At 58.8% G+C, this 17,818-nt stretch carries 17 protein-coding genes; 11 read left to right on the top strand and 6 right to left on the bottom strand.

The window, feature by feature from the left end:
• Positions 1–4: 4 nt before the first annotated feature.
• The 6 genes from cueR to M0412_RS06755 all read left to right on the top strand — a co-directional run bounded on the left by cueR (position 5) and on the right by M0412_RS06755 (position 6,408).
• Positions 5–493 carry a Cu(I)-responsive transcriptional regulator gene (cueR, locus tag M0412_RS06780; protein ID WP_269698148.1) on the top strand — a complete coding sequence of 163 codons (489 nt, stop codon included), beginning with the start codon at positions 5–7 and terminating at the stop codon, positions 491–493.
• A 69-nt stretch (positions 494–562) separates the two neighbouring features.
• Positions 563–1,507: an ABC transporter permease gene (locus M0412_RS06775; RefSeq protein WP_142839559.1), complete on the top strand. Its 945-nt coding sequence runs from the start codon at positions 563–565 to the stop codon at positions 1,505–1,507.
• The gene (locus M0412_RS06770; protein ID WP_142839560.1) at positions 1,497–2,450 is read left to right on the top strand and encodes an ABC transporter permease; all 954 of its coding nucleotides are present in this window, start codon (positions 1,497–1,499) and stop codon (positions 2,448–2,450) included. The genes M0412_RS06775 and M0412_RS06770 overlap by 11 nt, the downstream gene beginning before the upstream one ends.
• A 139-nt stretch (positions 2,451–2,589) precedes the next feature.
• A complete protein-coding gene (locus M0412_RS06765; RefSeq protein WP_142839561.1) occupies positions 2,590–3,654 on the top strand; it encodes an ABC transporter ATP-binding protein in 1,065 nt (354 codons plus the stop codon).
• A gap of 11 nt (positions 3,655–3,665) precedes the next feature.
• A complete protein-coding gene (locus tag M0412_RS06760; protein ID WP_269698146.1) occupies positions 3,666–4,676 on the top strand; it encodes an ABC transporter ATP-binding protein in 1,011 nt (336 codons plus the stop codon).
• 238 nt (positions 4,677–4,914) lie between these two features.
• Positions 4,915–6,408 (top strand): ABC transporter substrate-binding protein, encoded by a 1,494-nt coding sequence (locus tag M0412_RS06755; RefSeq protein ID WP_269698144.1) that lies wholly within the window; start codon positions 4,915–4,917, stop codon positions 6,406–6,408.
• Positions 6,409–6,792: 384 nt separating this feature from the next.
• Here M0412_RS06755 and M0412_RS06750 read toward each other — a convergent pair whose 3' ends face one another.
• Positions 6,793–7,050, bottom strand: a complete 258-nt coding sequence (locus tag M0412_RS06750) for a heavy-metal-associated domain-containing protein (RefSeq protein WP_269698142.1) — start codon at positions 7,048–7,050, stop codon at positions 6,793–6,795.
• A gap of 95 nt (positions 7,051–7,145) precedes the next feature.
• Complete coding sequence (locus M0412_RS06745) at positions 7,146–8,603, bottom strand: TrkH family potassium uptake protein (protein ID WP_269698141.1); 1,458 nt, start codon at positions 8,601–8,603, stop codon at positions 7,146–7,148.
• Positions 8,604–8,683: 80 nt separating this feature from the next.
• Between M0412_RS06745 and ilvA the strand changes: the two genes are divergently transcribed.
• The 3 genes from ilvA to M0412_RS06730 all read left to right on the top strand — a co-directional run bounded on the left by ilvA (position 8,684) and on the right by M0412_RS06730 (position 11,723).
• The gene (ilvA, locus tag M0412_RS06740) at positions 8,684–9,958 is read left to right on the top strand and encodes a threonine ammonia-lyase (RefSeq protein ID WP_142839565.1); all 1,275 of its coding nucleotides are present in this window, start codon (positions 8,684–8,686) and stop codon (positions 9,956–9,958) included.
• 73 nt (positions 9,959–10,031) lie between these two features.
• The gene (locus tag M0412_RS06735) at positions 10,032–10,340 is read left to right on the top strand and encodes an HlyU family transcriptional regulator (RefSeq protein ID WP_142839566.1); all 309 of its coding nucleotides are present in this window, start codon (positions 10,032–10,034) and stop codon (positions 10,338–10,340) included.
• 117 nt (positions 10,341–10,457) lie between these two features.
• Positions 10,458–11,723 carry a diguanylate cyclase gene (locus M0412_RS06730; RefSeq protein ID WP_142839567.1) on the top strand — a complete coding sequence of 422 codons (1,266 nt, stop codon included), beginning with the start codon at positions 10,458–10,460 and terminating at the stop codon, positions 11,721–11,723.
• Between the two features lie 41 nt (positions 11,724–11,764).
• On the opposite strand, the gene M0412_RS06725 is transcribed toward M0412_RS06730, so the two are convergent.
• On the bottom strand, positions 11,765–12,382 hold the full coding sequence (locus M0412_RS06725; protein WP_142839568.1) for an FMN-dependent NADH-azoreductase: 618 nt from the start codon (positions 12,380–12,382) through the stop codon (positions 11,765–11,767).
• A 151-nt stretch (positions 12,383–12,533) separates the two neighbouring features.
• On the opposite strand from M0412_RS06725, the gene M0412_RS06720 reads away from it, so the two are divergent.
• Together M0412_RS06720 and M0412_RS06715 are read left to right on the top strand one after the other, a co-directional pair.
• Positions 12,534–13,502, top strand: a complete 969-nt coding sequence (locus M0412_RS06720) for a LysR family transcriptional regulator (RefSeq protein ID WP_142839569.1) — start codon at positions 12,534–12,536, stop codon at positions 13,500–13,502.
• A 378-nt stretch (positions 13,503–13,880) separates the two neighbouring features.
• Positions 13,881–14,423: a DUF2087 domain-containing protein gene (locus M0412_RS06715; protein ID WP_269698139.1), complete on the top strand. Its 543-nt coding sequence runs from the start codon at positions 13,881–13,883 to the stop codon at positions 14,421–14,423.
• Positions 14,424–14,610: 187 nt separating this feature from the next.
• On the opposite strand, the gene M0412_RS06710 is transcribed toward M0412_RS06715, so the two are convergent.
• The 3 genes from M0412_RS06710 to M0412_RS06700 all read right to left on the bottom strand — a co-directional run bounded on the left by M0412_RS06710 (position 14,611) and on the right by M0412_RS06700 (position 17,718).
• Positions 14,611–16,599 carry a bifunctional 2',3'-cyclic-nucleotide 2'-phosphodiesterase/3'-nucleotidase gene (locus tag M0412_RS06710; protein ID WP_269698137.1) on the bottom strand — a complete coding sequence of 663 codons (1,989 nt, stop codon included), beginning with the start codon at positions 16,597–16,599 and terminating at the stop codon, positions 14,611–14,613.
• Positions 16,600–16,815: 216 nt separating this feature from the next.
• A complete protein-coding gene (locus M0412_RS06705; protein WP_046798894.1) occupies positions 16,816–17,151 on the bottom strand; it encodes a PilZ domain-containing protein in 336 nt (111 codons plus the stop codon).
• Positions 17,152–17,250: 99 nt separating this feature from the next.
• Positions 17,251–17,718: a DUF1203 domain-containing protein gene (locus M0412_RS06700; protein ID WP_142839572.1), complete on the bottom strand. Its 468-nt coding sequence runs from the start codon at positions 17,716–17,718 to the stop codon at positions 17,251–17,253.
• Between the last annotated feature and the right edge of the window lie 100 nt (positions 17,719–17,818).

Here is a 17,818-nt window from a genome sequence, read left to right as displayed (position 1 = left end):
ATCCATGAATATCGGCACAGCCGCCACCGCCTCAGGTGTTTCTGCGAAGATGATCCGTCATTACGAGATGATCGGTCTGATCAAATCGGCAAACCGCACGGATTCCGGATATCGGGTCTATACGGCCAATGATCTGGAGACGCTGCGTTTCATCAGGCGTGGACGCGACCTTGGTTTCTCGATCGAAAAGATCAGGCAGTTGATGACGCTGTGGCGCGATCCCGGTGGTGCGTCCTGCGATGTAAAACGCATCGTCATGGAGCATGTCGTGGATCTGGAAGCGAAGATGCATTCGCTCCGCGACATGGCCGACACGCTTCGAAATCTCGCAACCTATTGCCCCGACAATGGCGAGCCGGATTGCCCGATCATTCAGGATCTGGCGCAATCGGAAGATCCTGATTTTGTTCCGGTGGCGGTTGTACCCAAGCGCTCCGGAATGCTGAAGGGCGCCTCCGGCGTGGCGACGGAATTGTCGCGTCTCATGAAATAAACAGCCGTTCCCATCGGGAATTGATCGTCGATTGCAGCAAATGCCAATTGTGGTGAAGGAAACCGGGCCATGTGGATACAGATATTGCAACGCTTCCTTATTCTGTGCCTGATGCTGACGATCGTTTCCGTCATCGCGTTTCTTTTGCCCTATATGGCGGGTGGCGATCCGGCCCGCACCATCCTGTTTTCCCGCATGCGCGATACCGCGCTAGATCCGCATGCGGTCGAGGCGCTGAGAGTAAGCCTCGGGCTCGACCGGCCGCTCTATGTGCAATATTTCGCATGGCTCTCAAACGCGCTGCGCGGCGATCTGGGCTTTTCCTTCACCAGCAGCCAGCCGGTGGCCGGTGAGCTTCTGCGCTCCCTCGGCGTGTCGGTAACGCTGGCGCTGACGGCGCTGGCAATCGCGGTCGCCGTTGCCTTGCCGCTCGGCACGCTGGCGGCGATGCGCCCGGGCGGGCGGCTCGACAATTTCGCGACACTGATGATCCAGACCTTCGTTGCGACGCCGGAATATTGGTTCGCGCCCATGTCGGCGCTGGTCTTTGCGCTCTATCTCGGCTGGTTGCCGTCGGCGGGATGGGACAGCTGGCGTTCCCTGGTGCTTCCCGCCTTGACCCTGACGTTGCGCCCGCTCGCTTACTTCACGCAGGTGACACGCGCAGCAATGGCCGAGGTTCTGCGCGCGCCCTATATCACCGCCGCCCGCAGCCGGGGTCTCGGTATGCATAGCACGGTCCTGCGGCACGGTGTCCGCAACGGCTCGCTGCCCGTCGTCACCTTCTTTGCATTGTGGCTCGCGGGCCTGCTTGGCGGCTCAGTGGTCGTGGAAGTCATCTTTGCCATCCCAGGCATGGGGCGGCTTCTTTATGACGCCGTGGTCAATCGCGACATCCCGATGCTGCAGGGTGGTTTCATCTGCATCGTCGCCCTGTCCATCCTGATCAATACCCTGGCCGACGGCTTTTATGTCCTGATCAATCCAGCAATGCGAGGTCACAATGACCATTAGCCAGTTCCCGAGCGCGCCGGTAGCCGCCTTGCCCCTGAGCAACACGCCCCTGAGCAATACGCCCATGACCAACACGCCAATGACCGCTACCCCCAAGCGCCCGTCGGCCTTCAGCCGGTTCACGGACTTCATCAGCCGGCGGCACTGGACCTTCTATGCGGGTTCGGCGATCTTTCTCGTCATCATCCTGCTGCTGGTCATCGCGCCATGGATATCGCCCTATAATCCCGCACAGCAGAACCTTCGCCTGCGGCTGAATGCGCCAGGCGCCACCTACTGGCTGGGAACGGACCATCTCGGCCGCGACGTGCTCAGCCGGTTGCTGATCGGCGGCCGTTTCACGGTCACGATTGCCGCCATCACCGTCATTCTCTCGGTCGCCATCGGCACCTTTGTCGGCATCATCAGCGGCCGCAGCCGCGGTATCCTCGACGAAGTCCTGATGCGCGTGGTCGACCTGCTCATCGCCATTCCGGACGTGGTGATTGCCATCTTCCTCGTCGCCATATTCGGGCCGGGATATGGAACCCTGATCGCATCGCTGACGATTGTCGGCTGGACACCCTTTGCGCGTCTGGCGCGCGGGCTGACGCTGTCGATCAATTCCCGCGAATATATCCGCGCGGCGGAAGTGCTTGGCTGCACGCGGCGCTTCATCATCTTCCGGCATATCATTCCGAACACGATCTGGCCGATTGCGGCCGTGGCGTTCCTGCGTTTTGGCCACAAGCTGATCACGGTGGGCGGCCTGTCGTTTCTGGGTCTCGGCGTGCAGCCACCGGCCGCCGACTGGGCGCTGATGCTGGCCGATGCACAGGCCTATGCGGAGCGCATGCCCATTCTCGTCATCGCACCCGGTCTGGCGATTTTCCTGTCGGCGCTGAGCGTGACCTGGATCGGCCACGGGCTGAACCTGGAGACCAAAAAACAGAATGGTCATTGACGCCTGTCGGCAGGTAGTGGCCGGCTTGATCATCGTCAAACATAGCTGAGGCAAAGGAACTGGAAGGAGAGTAATATCGTCTGAAGCCGCATGAAAATACGCAAATGCCTCCGATTCAATAAAAATAAGGGGAACTCTTATGAATATCGAAGGACAAACGCATGCCATTACGGCCCTGTCTCCCGAATGCGCACCGCTTCTGGAAATAGAGGACCTGCACGTTTCGGTGCCGGCGCAAAATGGCCGAAAATTTGTCATTTCTGGCCTCACGCTTTCCGTCAATGCCGGTGAAGTGGTCGCACTCGTCGGCGAATCCGGTTCCGGCAAGAGCATGACGGCCCTGTCGCTGATGCGGCTTTTGCCGCAGGGCGCGGAAATCAATTCCGGTCGCATTTCCTTTGCCGGGCGCGATATCCTCGCGCTTTCATCGTCCGAACTCGATGCGCTGCGTGGCGCCGATATAGGCATGCTGTTCCAGCAGCCACAGGCCATGCTTGATCCGACCAGCCGGGTGAAGACGCAGGTTGCCGAGCCGCTGTGGGTCCATCGCAAGATGAGCCGGAGTGCTGCGCTCAACCGGGTCGTCGGTCTCCTGTCGGATGTCGGCATTCCAGACCCATCGGCGCGGGCGCAATGTTTCGCGCATGAGCTTTCCGGCGGCATGGCGCAACGTGTCATGATTGCCGCGGCACTCTCGGGCAATCCGCAACTGCTGATCGCCGATGAGCCGACGACGGCTCTTGATGTCACCGTCCAGGCACAGATATTGCGCCTGCTTGATGACGAACGCCGCAAGCGTCGACTCGCCACCCTGTTGATCACCCATGATCTGTCGGTGGTTGCCGCTTTCGCAGACAGGATTGCGGTGATGTATGCCGGCCGCATCGTCGAGGAGGGGCCGACACAGGCGATCCTCAAGGCGCCGCAACATCCCTATACAAAGGCGCTGATCAGCTGCTCGCTTCTGACCACCGACAGCGAGGGACAGTTGCTGACGATCCCCGGATCAAGCTCGCAGGCCCATGACATGTCCTGCGGTTGCCGGTTTCATCCGCGCTGCGCGCTTGCCAAGTCGGAGGGTATGGGCAGCCGGTGCATGGCGTCGGAACCGGATCTGAATGCATTGCCGGAAGGGCGCAAGGCGCGGTGCTGGGCGGTCGGTGAGGATCATGCCGGCGACCATACCAGCCACGCGGTCTGCTGAAGGAGGGTATGATGCAATTGACAGCTGTAAAACAGACCCCGCCATCGGTCGATAGCGACACTCGCCCCTATGTGGTCGCGAAGAACCTCTGCAAATATTATCCGATATCCGGCCTCGGTCACCGGGTGGTGAAATCGGTCGACGATGTGTCCCTGACCATCGGCGAAGGGGAAGTGCTCGGCCTTGTCGGCGAATCCGGATGCGGTAAAAGCACCGTCGCCGGGCTGATCACCCGGATGACCCACGCGACCAAAGGCGAGGTCAGCATCGGCGAACACGACATATTGCACATGCAGGGCGAGACGCTGCGGCGCATGCGCCGGGTCGTGCAGCTGGTGTTTCAGGACCCATATTCCGCGCTCGATCCGCGCATGCGCATCGGGCAAAGCATGGAAGCGCCGCTCGCCCAGCACGGCATCGGCACCCGTGAAGAACGCACGGCGCGTGTGTTCAGGATGCTGGAAGAAGTTGGTCTCGATGCATCGTTTTTCGATCGTTATCCGAGCCAGTGTTCCGGCGGGCAGTTGCAGCGCGTCGTCATCGGGCGTGCACTTCTGCTCAATCCAAGCTTCCTTGTCTGCGACGAACCGACCTCGGCGCTCGATGCATCCATGCGCACGCAGATACTCAACCTGCTGATGGACATGAAACGCCGCCATGGTCTGACGGTTCTGATGATTTCCCACGACCTTCGCGTGGTGCGTTATCTCTGCGATCGCATCGCGGTGATGTATCTCGGCCGGATCGTTGAAATCGCCGACCGGGAAGAGCTCTTTCGTGCGCCGAAACATCCCTACACCAAGGCTTTGATCGCTTCATCGATGCTGGATGAAACCGGCCTTTATGCGCCTGAAATGCTGCTGGACGGCGATTTGCCCAGCCCGCTCAATCCTCCCAGCGGCTGCAAATTTCACACCCGCTGCAAATATGCGACGCCGATTTGCAGTGAAAAAGAGCCGGTTCTGGAGGGCGTCGCGGGCGCGCATTTCGCCCGTTGCCACCATTGGCGTGAATGGGGTTGAAACATGAAGCAGTTGCGGTTTTGTGCTTTGGTAAAAACAGATGAATCGTGTGTCTGAGGTTTAATATCGGAATTAAATTCCGAGTATAGAGCATTAAAATAAATAATATTCAGATGGATATTCGTCGAATATCCACTGGATATTCTTTTGTCTTCTGACTTGAGAAAGTTTAATCGGGAATTTTATGAAAATAAGTGAATTGTGAGCGTTATCATCAAAAATAAAAGGGGAATATTCTATGATGAAGCACGCACTTTTGGCGACTTGCGCCATCGTGACTGCGTTTGGAGCCGATGCGGCTAAGGCCGGCACGATTACCTATGACGATAATTTCGGGGTGAAGACCGGCTGGCAGATGGCATCCGACGATGCCTATCTCGGCTCCCGTGCAGGTTGTTTCGAAAGCCTGATACGTGTTGGCTACGACATGAAGCTGGAGCCGAGTCTGGCTGAATCCTGGGCGCAGACCGGCCCCAAGGTATGGGAATTCAAACTGCGCAAGGGCGTCAAGTTCCAGAACGGCGAAACGCTCGATGCCAAGGCCGCAGTTAATGCGCTTACCAATCTTTTGCAGGCCCCGGTTCCGGCCCGTGCCTTTTCACCCAAGCTGATTGCTGCCGTCGAAGCGGCCGGCGATGATACCGTGAAGATAACGACGATCGAGCCATCGGTGTTGCTTCCGGCGCAGATGGCGAGCCCCGCAACCTCCATTCTCGCGCCATCAGCCTATAAGGACGGCAAGGTCGATCCAGTGGGAACCTGTACCGGACCTTTCAAGATCACGGAGGTCGATCCGAGCCAGCATATGATGCTGACCGCCAATCATGATTATTGGGGCGGCATGCCGAAACTTGCGGGTGGCCGCGTGAATTTCGTGCCCGATGCCGACACCCGCGCCACCCAGGCAAGAACCGGGGAAGCACAGATTTCGCGCCTCGTTCCGCCATGGACCGTGAAGACCATCGAATCAACCGACGGCGTCAAGGTCGCGCCCATCCCGTCGCCCCGCATCACGGAGCTGTTGCTGAACAATTCCAGGCCGCCTTTCGACAATCTCAAGGTGCGGCAGGCAATCCAGGCCGCCATCGATACCGGTGGCATCGCCGACAGCATCTATGAAGGTGCGGTGAAAGGCGCCGTCATGCCCTTTGCCGCGGGTGAGCCATGGGCTGCAAAAGAGGGCAAGCCTGCCTATGACGTGGAAAAAGCCAAGGATTTGCTGAAGGAAGCGGGCATTGCACCCGGCAGCCTAAAGGTGACGCTGCTTGCCTATACGGCAAAGACGGAACTGAAGGATGTCGCGGCGATCATTCAGGCGCAGTTGCAGGAACTCGGCATCAAGGTTGATGTCCGCGTTGCCGATTACAGCGCGATCGAACCCGACCTTCTGGCCGGCAAGTTCGATATGGCGCTGCTGTCGCGCGGTTATGCCACGGATGTTGCCGAACCCGCCGGTTTCCTGAATGCCGATTATACCTGCGGCGGCAGCTATAACATCTCGCATTATTGCAATGAGGCGACCGACAAGCTGATCAAATCCGCCTACGCGACGGCCGAACCCGCCAAGCGTTATGAGATTTACAGCGAAGCGGCGCAGAAGATTTACGACGAAGCCGTCTCCGTCTTCCTTATCCATGAGACGGTCTTCGACGCCTATTCCGCCAAGCTCGAAAATTACAAGCCGCATCCGCTCAACTACTTCGTCATGACCAAGGATCTGGCGACAAAGTAAGTTGGCGGGATTTGGCCGAAAAATAGAAGCCCGGCTCGAAAGAGCCGGGCCTTTATTATGATACGAATGCAGGACTCTTTCCGTCATCATGCCGATGATGCAGCGTCGCTCAATCGTCACTCGTGCAGGACTTATTTGCAGCCTCAAAGCATGTGCGACAGCAGCTCTTAGCGTCAGATGCGATATGGCCGATGCGCGGCGAAAAGGCGATTTCCAGAAGTTGAAGAACTTCCACCGTCATCCCTCGATCAAAAAGGGAGAGCGCATCCGCCGTCTGGGGGAGGTAAGCGTGACGAACGTTTTGAAGTATCACTTACGTCAGCGTGAAGCGAGCAGGGCGATCCGGCGGCAGCTGCGATAAAGCGCCGCCGGTCTCTTTTCAGTTCAGGCGCGTGCTTCCGGCGTATAGCCCGCAGCGGTGATGATTTCGGCGATACGCGCGACATCGGAGACGCCACCGACCACAACGGTGCGGCTTGCAGGATCGGCATGCACGGCAGCACCGGGAACGGTCTTTTCGATCGCGCCCTTGATCACACCGGCGCAGTGACCACAGGTCATGTCTTCAACGTGAAAGGAAAGATCTGCGCCGACAGGGGCAGCAGTGGTGGTTTCGTGGTGGTGCTGATGGCCATTGCACATAGGCTGTTCTCCATGGTTTGGAATTCTAACAGGGAGAGCCTGGACTATTCCAACGTGGGAAGGTCAAGCGCTTTATTTGCACTGATGCAGCGATCTCAGCTCTTCCAGAAAATCGGCATCAGCAGCACCAGAACGGTGAGGATTTCCAGACGTCCGAGCAGCATCATCACTGAGAGCAGATAAAGCGCCGGGTCGCTGATCGTGGAGAAATTGCCGACAGGCCCGATGATCGGGCCGATGCCGGGGCCGACATTGGCAAGCGCTGTTGCAACACCCGAAGTGGCGGTGAGGAAATCATAACCCATCAGGCTCATGGCAAGGCTGCCGGCGATCCACAGGGCGATGAAGCAGCTGATGAACAGGAAGATGGTGCGGATTGTTTCCGGATCGACCACCTGCTGGCCGTATCGCACCGAATAGACGGCGTTCGGGTAGATCAGCTTCTTCAGCCCGGCCCGCGCCACATTGAAGATGATGAGAAAACGATAGGCCTTGATACCGCCCGCCGTCGAGCCGGAACAGCCGCCCATGAAGGTGGCGAAAAAGGCGACAACGACAACGAAGGGACCCCAGAGCGTATAATCGTCGCTGGCAAAGCCGCCGGTCGACAGGATCGAGGTCATGTTGAAGAAGGAATGGCTGAGCGCTTCATCCAGCGGCACGCCGTTTCTAAGGTGGTGATAAACGCCGACCGCAATCGAAATCGCACAGAGATAACCGAGGAAGACGGCGATCTGCGGATCGCGCAGCGTTTCCAGCCGGCGACGCACGGCAAGCAGGATCATGACAGAAAAGGGCAGGCTGCCGAAGATCAGGAAGATGGTGGCGATCCACAGCAGCGCGGTATTGTCGAAATAGGCGAAGGAGGCGTCATGGGTGGAAAAACCACCGGTCGCGACGGTCGACATGGCATGGTTGAGGGCATCGAAATGCGACATGCCGGCAAAGTCGAAAGCCACCGTGCAGGCAATCGTCATGACGATATAGATCGCCACGAAAGCCTTGGTGAAGCTTGCCAGCCGCGCGAAGGGCCTGTCGTTACCGGTGTCGGAGGATTCCATGCGGAAAAAGGTCATGCCACCGACGCGCAGCAGCGGCAGGATGAACAGGCCGAGCGCGACGATACCGACGCCGCCGAGCCAGCAGAGCAGCGACCGCCAGAGAAGAATGCCCTGCGGCGCATTGTCGAGGCCGGAAATCGCGGTCGATCCGGTGGTGGTGATGGCGGAGACGGATTCGAATATCGCCTGACCGAGCGTCAGGTCGAGCTTGGAAAGATAAAGCGGCACGGCCCCCACCAGCGAAAATACCAGCCAGAGCAGGTTGACGAGCAGGAAGCCGAAACGTTTGTTGAAAGAGGCGATCGGTCCGCGGGTCGCCAGCGCGCAGGCCAGCGCAAAGCCGCCGCACATGAAGCCGGAAAGCGCAAACACCATCCAGTCGTCATTGCCGTAATAAAGGTCGGTAAGCGCCGGCAGGAACATGGCCGTTGCAAGGTAGAGCCCGAAGATGGACGCTACATAGATGACGGAGCGCAGAAGGTTGCTGTTCAAGAGATGAAACCCAGAGTTCGTGGCCGCGCTGAAATGAGTCTTTGTCTCCGACGCCTTCCTATGGCATAGCGGGTGCCATTATGAATTTCAATGGATTGACTATCGTGGACAAGCAGCTTGTGGAAGCAGCGCGGCGGGAAGTGCGGGAAATATTCCCGGAAACGCCGTTGCAGTTGAATGAACATCTCAGCCGTCGGTATGGCGCGTCGATTTGGCTGAAGCGTGAAGATCTGTCCCCGGTCCGTTCCTACAAGATTAGAGGCGCATTCAACTTTCTCCGCAAGGCGGTGGCCAAGGCCGGCAAGGACAAGGTTTTCGTCTGTGCGTCCGCCGGCAACCACGCCCAGGGCTTTGCTTTCGCCTGCCGCCATTTCGGCGTTCACGGCGTGGTTTTCATGCCGGTGACGACACCGCAGCAGAAGATCGAAAAAACCCGCATCTTCGGCGGAGAATTCATCAAAATCCGGCTGGTGGGCGATATATTCGACCAGTGTTATGCAGCCGCGCGTCAGCATGTGCAGGACAATGACGGTTACATGGTACCGCCGTTTGACCATGAGGATATTATCGAGGGTCAGGCGACGGTCGCCGCCGAGATCATGGATCAGCTTCCGGAAGGCACGAAGCCGGATATCGTCGTCATGCCGGTTGGCGGCGGCGGGCTTTCGGCCGGCCTCACGGGTTTCCTCGCCGGCACCGTCAGTAAGGAGAACTTCGTGTTCTGCGAGCCGGAAGGCGCGCCGAGCCTGAAAAAGAGCCTTGAACGCGGCGAACCGGTGACGCTGAACAAGGTCGATAATTTTGTCGATGGCGCGGCCGTCGCCCGCATCGGCGATCTGAATTTCAAGGCGTTGAAGGATTTTCCCGCCGAGCAGGTCATGCTTATCCCGGAAAATGCCATCTGCGTGACGATCATTGAAATGCTGAACCTTGAGGGCGTGGTGCTGGAGCCCGCCGGCGCACTGGCGATCTCCGCACTCGAAAAGCTTGGCCGCGAGAGGCTGGAAGGCAAGACGGTCATCGCCGTCGTTTCCGGCGGCAATTTCGATTTCGAGCGCCTGCCGGATGTCAAGGAACGCGCCATGCGTTACACCGGCGTCAAGAAATATTTCATCCTGCGCCTGCCGCAGCGCCCCGGCGCGCTGCGCGATTTCCTCAATCTGCTCGGCCCGGACGATGATATCGCCCGCTTCGAATATCTGAAGAAATCGGCCCGCAATTTCGGCTCGATCCTGATCGGTATCGAGACCAACGCGCAGGAGAATTTCGCAGGGCTTCTGGAGCGCTTCGAGGCCGCAGGCCTTGGTTATGAGGATATTACCGAAAACGAAATCCTGTCGAACCTGATCATCTGATCGGGGACGAACGACAGGGAAGGGCGGAGCATATCCGCTCTTCAAATGCGAGATAGATCAGGGAGTGAAAACCATGGCATCGTTTTTTTCCAAAATCCTTTCGGCCTTCGGTTCCGGCCAGTCGTCCGACGCACCGCAGAAGACGGCGCAGGTGGAGCCGCATGCGCATGGCGACTATCTGATCTATGCGACGCCATTGAAGGAAGGCGGCCAGTTCCGCTTGGCCGGCCGCATCGAGAAAAAGGCTGGCGAGGAAGTGCTGGTGCATGAATTCGTGCGCGCCGATGTCTTCAGCAGCATGGATGATGCGGTGGAGTTCACGATCCGCAAGGCGAAGCTGATCATCGACCAGAACGGTTCATCGCTTTTCCCAGGAAAATGATGACGTTTTCTTACTCTCCAAATTAAGATTCCGTTGGTTGCTTAGGCCTATCGTCCTTGAAGGGCATGGAGTTGCGCCGATAGACCGGCGTGATGTGGATCGATAGGGCGTGTGCCGATGCAATGGGCAAATCTGGCCCTCTTCCTTACGGAGGCCATCGTCTATTTTTCGGTAATGACGGCATTCCTTCATTACCGGCATATTCTCGGCATCGGTGTTTTTCTCACCGCGCTGGGTGTCATGCATTTCATGGAAACCTATCTGGCCGCCGTCTTTTATGTCGGCCTGCCTTTCGGCGTGGCCTCGCCGGGTTCCTCCATCCTTTTTGCCGGCAAATTGATGATGATCCTCATGCTTTATATGCGCGAGGATGCGGCGGTCGTGCGCCAGCCGATCTACGGCCTGCTGCTCGGCAATATATTGACCGTCATCATGGCGCAGATCATCCGGTTTCATCAGACGGTGGCGATCGTCCCCGGGCAGTCGGTCGATACCGGCTTTCTTGATGAGATGGGCGTGCTGATGGTCTGGGGCACCAGCATTCTTTATGTCGATGCCATCGCCATCATCCTGCTTTACGAAAAGCTGGGGCGGTATTTGCAGCGCCACATCGTGCTGCGCTTCGCGATCTGCGGCGTCGTCATCTTAAGCTTCGATCAGGCGGCTTTTTACGGGGCGTTGCGATATTTGTTCGATGCGCCGGTCAATGTCTTCTACGATGGCTGGAAGGCGAAGATGGCTGCGGTTGGCATCTATTCGGTCTTGTTCGCCCTCTATCTCGGTCTGACATCGACCAAGGGGCGTTTCCTGACACGCCGCAGCGTTGCCGATGTCTTCAACGACCTCACTTTCAGGGAACGCTACGAGGAGCTTCTGTCCCGCTCGGGTCGCGACATGCTGACTGGCGTGTCGGACCGCGCCCGCATGGAACTCGATGCGCCCTCGGTCGTCGTGGAGTGCCTGGAGAAACAGCGGCCGGTCAGCGTGCTGATCGTCGATATCGATCATTTCAAGACCGTCAACGATACTTTCGGCCACCTGCAGGGCGACGAGATATTGCGGGACTTCGCCGCCGTGCTGAAACGCAGCGTACAGCCGCATGGACATCTATACCGCTTCGGTGGCGAGGAATTCGTGGCACTCCTGCCGGCAATGGCACATGAGGCGGCGCTAGCCTTTTCCGCGGGGCTGCGGGTGGCGATCCTGGCGGATCTGCGCCGCCCTGACGGTTCGCCGCTGACGGTCAGCATTGGCGTCGCCACGGCCTTTGAGGACGGGCAGCTTTTCCGCGCGCTTTTATCGGAAGCCGATGCGCGGCTGTATGCGGCAAAAAATAACGGCCGGGATCAGGTCCACGGCCGTTTTGGAATGTGGGTCGGCTGAGACCGGCATCCTGCCGGCATCAGCCTGCCATTCTCTATGCCTCAGGCGGCCTGTGCCAGTTCGGCAACCTTCGCGCCGGCGGCGGCAATGGCTTTCTCGACGGCTTCCGGGCCGAATGCCAGACCTTCGACATAGATCACTTCCACGTCGGTCATGCCCATGAAACCGAGAACGGTCTTGAGGTAAGGAACGGCATGGTTCATCGATACGGCAGGGCCTTCGGAATAAACGCCGGCAGCGGCAAGCACGATATAGACCTTCTTGCCCTTGGCGAGGCCTTCCGGACCGGTTTCGGTGTAGCGGAAGGTCTGGCCGGCGCGGGCGACATTGTCGATCCACGACTTCAGGCCGGAATAGATGTTGAAGTTGATGAGGCCGGTGCCGATGACGACGGTGTCGGCAGCCATAAGCTCGGCAACCAGCTTGTCGGAATATTCAGCTGCAACCGCTTCTTCAGCGGTGCGCTGGTCGGCCGGCTTGCGGATTGCAGCCGTCTTGACGGTGTCGAGGTGCGGAATGGGATCGGCGGCGAGATCGCGGTGGACAAGGGTATTCGCCGCCGACTTGGCCTTCAGCTTGTTCGCGAGTTCACCGGAAAACTTGTTCGAAACCGATTCGTCGCCACGCGGGCTGGAGGTGATGAGCAGAATGTTGGACATGGTCTTTTCCTTGCATGCAATGGGTTTGACGGGGTGCCTTGGGAGGGCGTGAAACAGCTACGGGCGCTTTCGTGGCCCCTATATGAAAAATTACGGCCATCAAGAAAACTGTGATAATGTGGAAGTAATCTATCGATGAAATGGATGGGACATGGACGCGAACCCCACACTCGACCAGTTGCAGGTATTTTTGACCGTTGCCGAGACCGGCAGTTTCTCCGCCGCGTCGCGGGCGCTTAATCGCGCCCAGTCGGTGGTCAGCTACACCATCGCCAATCTCGAGGCCCAGCTGGAAGTCACCCTGTTCGAGCGCAGCGGCGTGCGCCAGCCGAAGCTGACGGATGAGGGCCGTGCCATGCTGGAGGATGCAAGGCGCATTGTCGCCGGCCTGCAGGAAATGCGCGCCCGTGCCAAGGGGCTGAAGCAGGGGCTTGAGGCGGAGCTTTCTGTTGCCATTAGCACCATGGTGCCGGCAGAGGCTGTCGTCGCGGTGCTGCGGGATTTTCGCCAGCAGTTCCCCACCGTCACCCTCAGCCTCAATGTCGGTGAGCTGGGTATGGTGATGGAGATGGTGCTCTCCCGCAAGGCGGGCATCGGCATCGGCGGGGCGCTGATGCGCCAGGATGATGAACTCGTCGTCGAAAAAGTCGGCCATTCCTTCATGCTGCCGGTCGTCGCTGCGGATCATCCGCTGGCGCAGATCGAGCGACCGCTGACCCTGGCGGATGTGCGTGAGGAGGTCCAGCTCGTCGTCACCGATGCCTCCGGCCTCACGAAAGGACGCGATTTTAATGTGCTCTCCTACAAGACATGGCGGGTGAGCGATATCGCCACGAAATACCAGCTGATCAAGGGAGGTCTGGGCTGGGGCGGCCTGCCCGCATCAATCGTCCGCAACGACCTGACCAATGGCAGCCTGAAGGCTCTTGAACTCGAAGCCTATGAACAGGGCGAATATCCGCTCTTTGCACTGCGGCGGGTGGATTCACCCGCAGGTCCTGCAGGTCAGTGGCTCGCCGAGGCGTTCCAGCAGCGCCTGTCGGCCTGCCCGAACCACAAGGATTTCAGTGGGATGCTGGAAGCGAACAAGCAGAGGAATATTGCTGTCGCCGCAGAGTGACATTGACTATTGCATGTGGAGCGAGCGGGTGCCGCGAGCTTCTTCTCCCCGCCGGGGAGAAGGTCGCGGCAGCGGGGTCATGGGGGGAAAGGGTGCGGTCTATCGCTGGCGTTGCCCCCTCATCCGACCCTTCGGGCCACCTTCTCCCCGCCGGGGAGAAGAAACGGGCGGCAACCTCGCGTTACACCACGATAGGGCCAATTGACGGCAACGAACGGTCTGCCTATACGTAAACCACGGTCAGCAGTTCACCGAGGCATCGCCGTCCCGCAAGGGAAGCTAAACCTGCATCTCGAATAATTGACAGCACTTATCCCGTGCCTTGTCGGAAGCCGGCGATCAGCGACACCTCTTCGGAATGGCACGTGAGGATAAGTCATGCCACGTTCGATCCTTTCCATTGATATCGCCGACCTCTCGACCTTTGCCAAATCCGTTCGCGAACAGATCGGCAGGCTGGAGAGCCAGCCAAGCCATGTGGAGATGCTCAATCTTCTCAGCCGGGCCGCCGGGTTCCGCAATTTCCAGCATCTGCGCGCCGCACGCACATCATCCGCTGAAAGTAGCCCTCCGTTGCCGCAGATAATGCCGGCTGCCAATGAGGGCAGGGTGCTGAAGACTGCGCGGATTTTTGATGTCGCCGGCAGGCTGATGCAATGGCCTGCCCGTCGCTCCCAGCAGGAACTGTGCCTCTGGTACCTATGGGCGAAAATTCCCGCCGGGCGTAGTTTTTCCGAACGGGAATTTAGTAGCTTCCTGAATGATCTGCATCTGTTTGGCGATGCCGCGATGTTGCGTCGCGACATGGTCGGCCTGAAGCTCATCCGCCGCAACCGCGATGGTAGCGATTACCAACGCATCGAGCAGAAGCCGCCGATGGAGCTGCCGCTGCTGTTGCGCGCTGTGGGTGGGCGTAATTGAGAAATAGTCAGCAATGGGGCGACTAGTCTTCATCACACTCGACGTCATCCTCGGGCTCGACCCGAGGATCCACACCCACGGGAGCCGATGGATACTCGGGTCGAGCCCGAGGATGACGTTGAGCTGATGGAGACGTCGTGAATAAGTCGGCCCTCCCGGCGATGTTTCGCCGGGAGGGCCGAAGCCCTCAAAGAACCAGACGGAACTTTGCGAAGCCTTCCGCGCCGTCGCCGGCATCTTCGATCTTTGCGCCCTTGATCTCGGCGGCGTAATGGCGGCCTTTTGGACCCGTCTCGAAGATTGCCGAGGTATTGGCCACCGGCGCGAAGGACCAGTTGGCATCCGCGGACGGATTGATGGTGCCCTGATCGACGATATAGCGGACGATCACGTCGCGGTTGGTGTCGGGCGCCACGAAGATAACCTTGTCGGCAGCGATGTCAGGGAACTTGCCACCACCGCCGGCGCGGTAATTATTGGTGGCCACCACGAATTTCTGCTCGGGATCGATCGGTTTGCCATTGAACTGAAGGTTGACGATGCGGTTGCTGTCGGGATTGACCGCCTTGCCGTCCTTGTCGAACTTCGCCGGCTTGGAAATGTCGATCTGATAGGTGACACCGTCGATGACGTCGAAATTATAGGACGGGAAATCGGCGTTCAGCAGCGGTGCATCCTTGGCGCCGGCCTCGACCGTGTTGAACATGCCCGCCGACATTTCCAGCCAGTTCTTCACCTGCGCGCCATTGATCAGCACCGCCTGCACCGTATTGGGGTAGAGATAGAGGTCCGCGACATTCTTGATGGCAATGTCACCGGCGGGGACATCGGTATAATAATCCGCGCCGCCGCGACCGCCGGACTTGAAGGGCGCTGCTGCCGAAAGCACGGGCAGGTCCTTATATTCCCCTTCCTTCAGCATGTCCTTGATGTACCAGGTCTGGGCGTTGGAGACGATCTGCACGGAAGGATCGTCAGCCACCAGCGCGAAATAGGAATAAAGCGGCGCGGAGGTCTTGCCGACCGGGCGGCGCACATAGGCGAGGGCTGCCTCGTGATCAGCCTTGGCGGCGGCGATGACTTCAGGCTTGTCCGTGAAGTCGGCAACGATCTTGCGGTTTTCGTCGCGGTGATAGATCGGCCGTGCTTCGGAGGTGAAGTCGACGATCTTCCAGCTCTTGCCGTCTTTTTCGAGCAGCAGGTCGATGAGGCCCATATGCGAGCCCCAGAAACCGGCCATGACCGCCGGCTTGCCCAGGAGCGTGCCCTTGACCGCATCAACACCCTCGATACCGTCCCAGGTCTTCGGACCGGGGAAAACGAGATGCTGGTGGCCGGTGAAGATGGCGTCAATGCCTTCGACGCCCGCCAGATAAAGCGAGGCGTTCTCCATGCGGTCGCTCTGGCCCTTGCCATCGATGCCGGAATGAGAAAGCGCAATGACGATATCGGCCCCTTCTTCCTTCATGGCCGGAACCCAGGCCTTGGCGGCTTCGACGATGTCGCGCGTCTGCGCCTTGCCTTCAAGGTTCTTGGAATCCCACATCATGATCTGTGGTGGCACGAAACCGATGATGCCGACCTTGACCGGGCTGATGACGCCGCCGCCGTCGCGGATCTGTTTTTCAAGAATGATATAGGGCTTGAAGAACAGATCGTCCTGCTTGGGATCAGACGCCAGCTGACCCTTGGTGAGGTTGGCGCAGACGAAGGGAAAGCCGGCGCCGGCCAGCGTGTTCGACATATAGTCGAGACCGTAATTGAACTCGTGGTTGCCGAGCGTGCCGCAATCATAACCCAGCACGTTCATGGCATTGATCACGGGATGCTTGTCGCCGGCCTTCATGCCGCGCTCATAGGCGATGTAGTCGCCGAGCGGGTTGCCCTGCAGGAAGTCGCCATTATCCACCAGCATCGAGTTTCCGGCCTCCGCGCGGATGGCGCCGATGATCGAGGCAGTGCGCGCCAGACCCATCGTGTCGTTCGGCTTGTCGGCGTAATAATCATAGGGAAAGACGTGAACGTGGATATCAGTCGTTTCCATGATGCGCAGATGCGCCTGATTGGCGGCCGCACGGGCGGCGAAGGGGTGCAGCAGCACCAGCGCCGAAGAGGCCGCAATGCCGCCGAGCAGCGAACGGCGGGTAATGGGGTGGAGAGCGAGAAGCGGCGACATGGGAACTCCTTCGGATGAAGCTTGCTCTGTCTTGAGAAGCGGACAGGGTAGAAGCAATCGCCGAGGAGTCCATCACCAAAATGACAAGCCGGTGACAGATAGGCCCGTTTTCAACCGTTTGATAAATTTTTTGTCATTGGAGCGTGATGCGCACGCTTCCACATCGGAAAAGGTGCCTCGTCCGGGCAGCCCATTCCGGCTTTGGGGAAAAGCAACTCAGCGGGCGAGCGTCGGCTTCACTTCTTCATGGAAGAAGCGGAAATAGGACGAGAGCTGCGCCAGCGTGTTGGTGGAAAGCTTCAGCTGCAGGCCAAGGCGGTTCTGGTGCTGCCATTGCACAACGCCTTCGATGAAGCCCAGATCCTCGCTCTGCACCTTGACCCGGCTGCCCTTGGCGGCAGCGAAAGGTCCGTCCAGCTCCAGCGCCATGCCCGTGGCCGAGAGATCAAGGACACGGGCTCTGGTCGACTGGCTGAAGTAGTGCACGGTCGCAAAAATCCTGGTCTTGCTGCGCGGCGCGGTGCGGGTCGCCATATTGAGGTTGTTTGCCATTTTGCTGCTCAAATCAATTGTTTCCGACAGGAGCACCATAGGCTGCAAAAGTTTGAGACCGGTTTAGTTGTTCGGTTAAAATTCTAGACAATGCTGTGATTATGCTTTGGCGATACGGCACTGATAACAATTGTTGCGGGCGGAACGGACATGCACATAAGCAACGTCTGTGCGCTCCAGAAGATGTCGTGCGCGAGACGTGATCTCGTTCGTCGCCGTTACAGCGCCTGTACCGTAAACGATGCGGTTGTCGGCGCCATATCCGCGCACGATGTAATCCGGGCTGTTGAGCATCGGCGGAACGGTCTCCGTTTGCGGATAGCGCTCGCAGGCTTCGGCATGCAGAAACACAGGTCCCGTCTCCGCATAGGGCTGCAGCGACGGAAACGGCCTGTAGGCAAGGATCAGCATGCCTTCGCCTTCACCAATCTGGGAAAGACAGTGGCGGCAGGGCATGCCTCCGGGAGAAAAGCGCCGTTCGGGCGGATTGCCATAGGCGTCGGCAGCGCCTGCCCGGAAGGCTTCGGCTTCCTTAGCCGGCATTGCAATAAAGACGAGATCGGTCATGGCGGGTTCTTTCTGGTTTGGATCGGCGTTGCTTCTTTGCAGCTATGATCTCCAAACAGAGTGCTATCCACCCGATTCTTGCCAGGTGATGCAACCAGCC

The sequence above is a fragment of the Agrobacterium sp. O3.4 genome (genome assembly GCF_041414895.1).
In the GTDB taxonomy this organism is placed as follows: domain Bacteria; phylum Pseudomonadota; class Alphaproteobacteria; order Rhizobiales; family Rhizobiaceae; genus Agrobacterium; species Agrobacterium cucumeris.
This window is presented reverse-complemented; position numbering and strand designations above follow the sequence as displayed.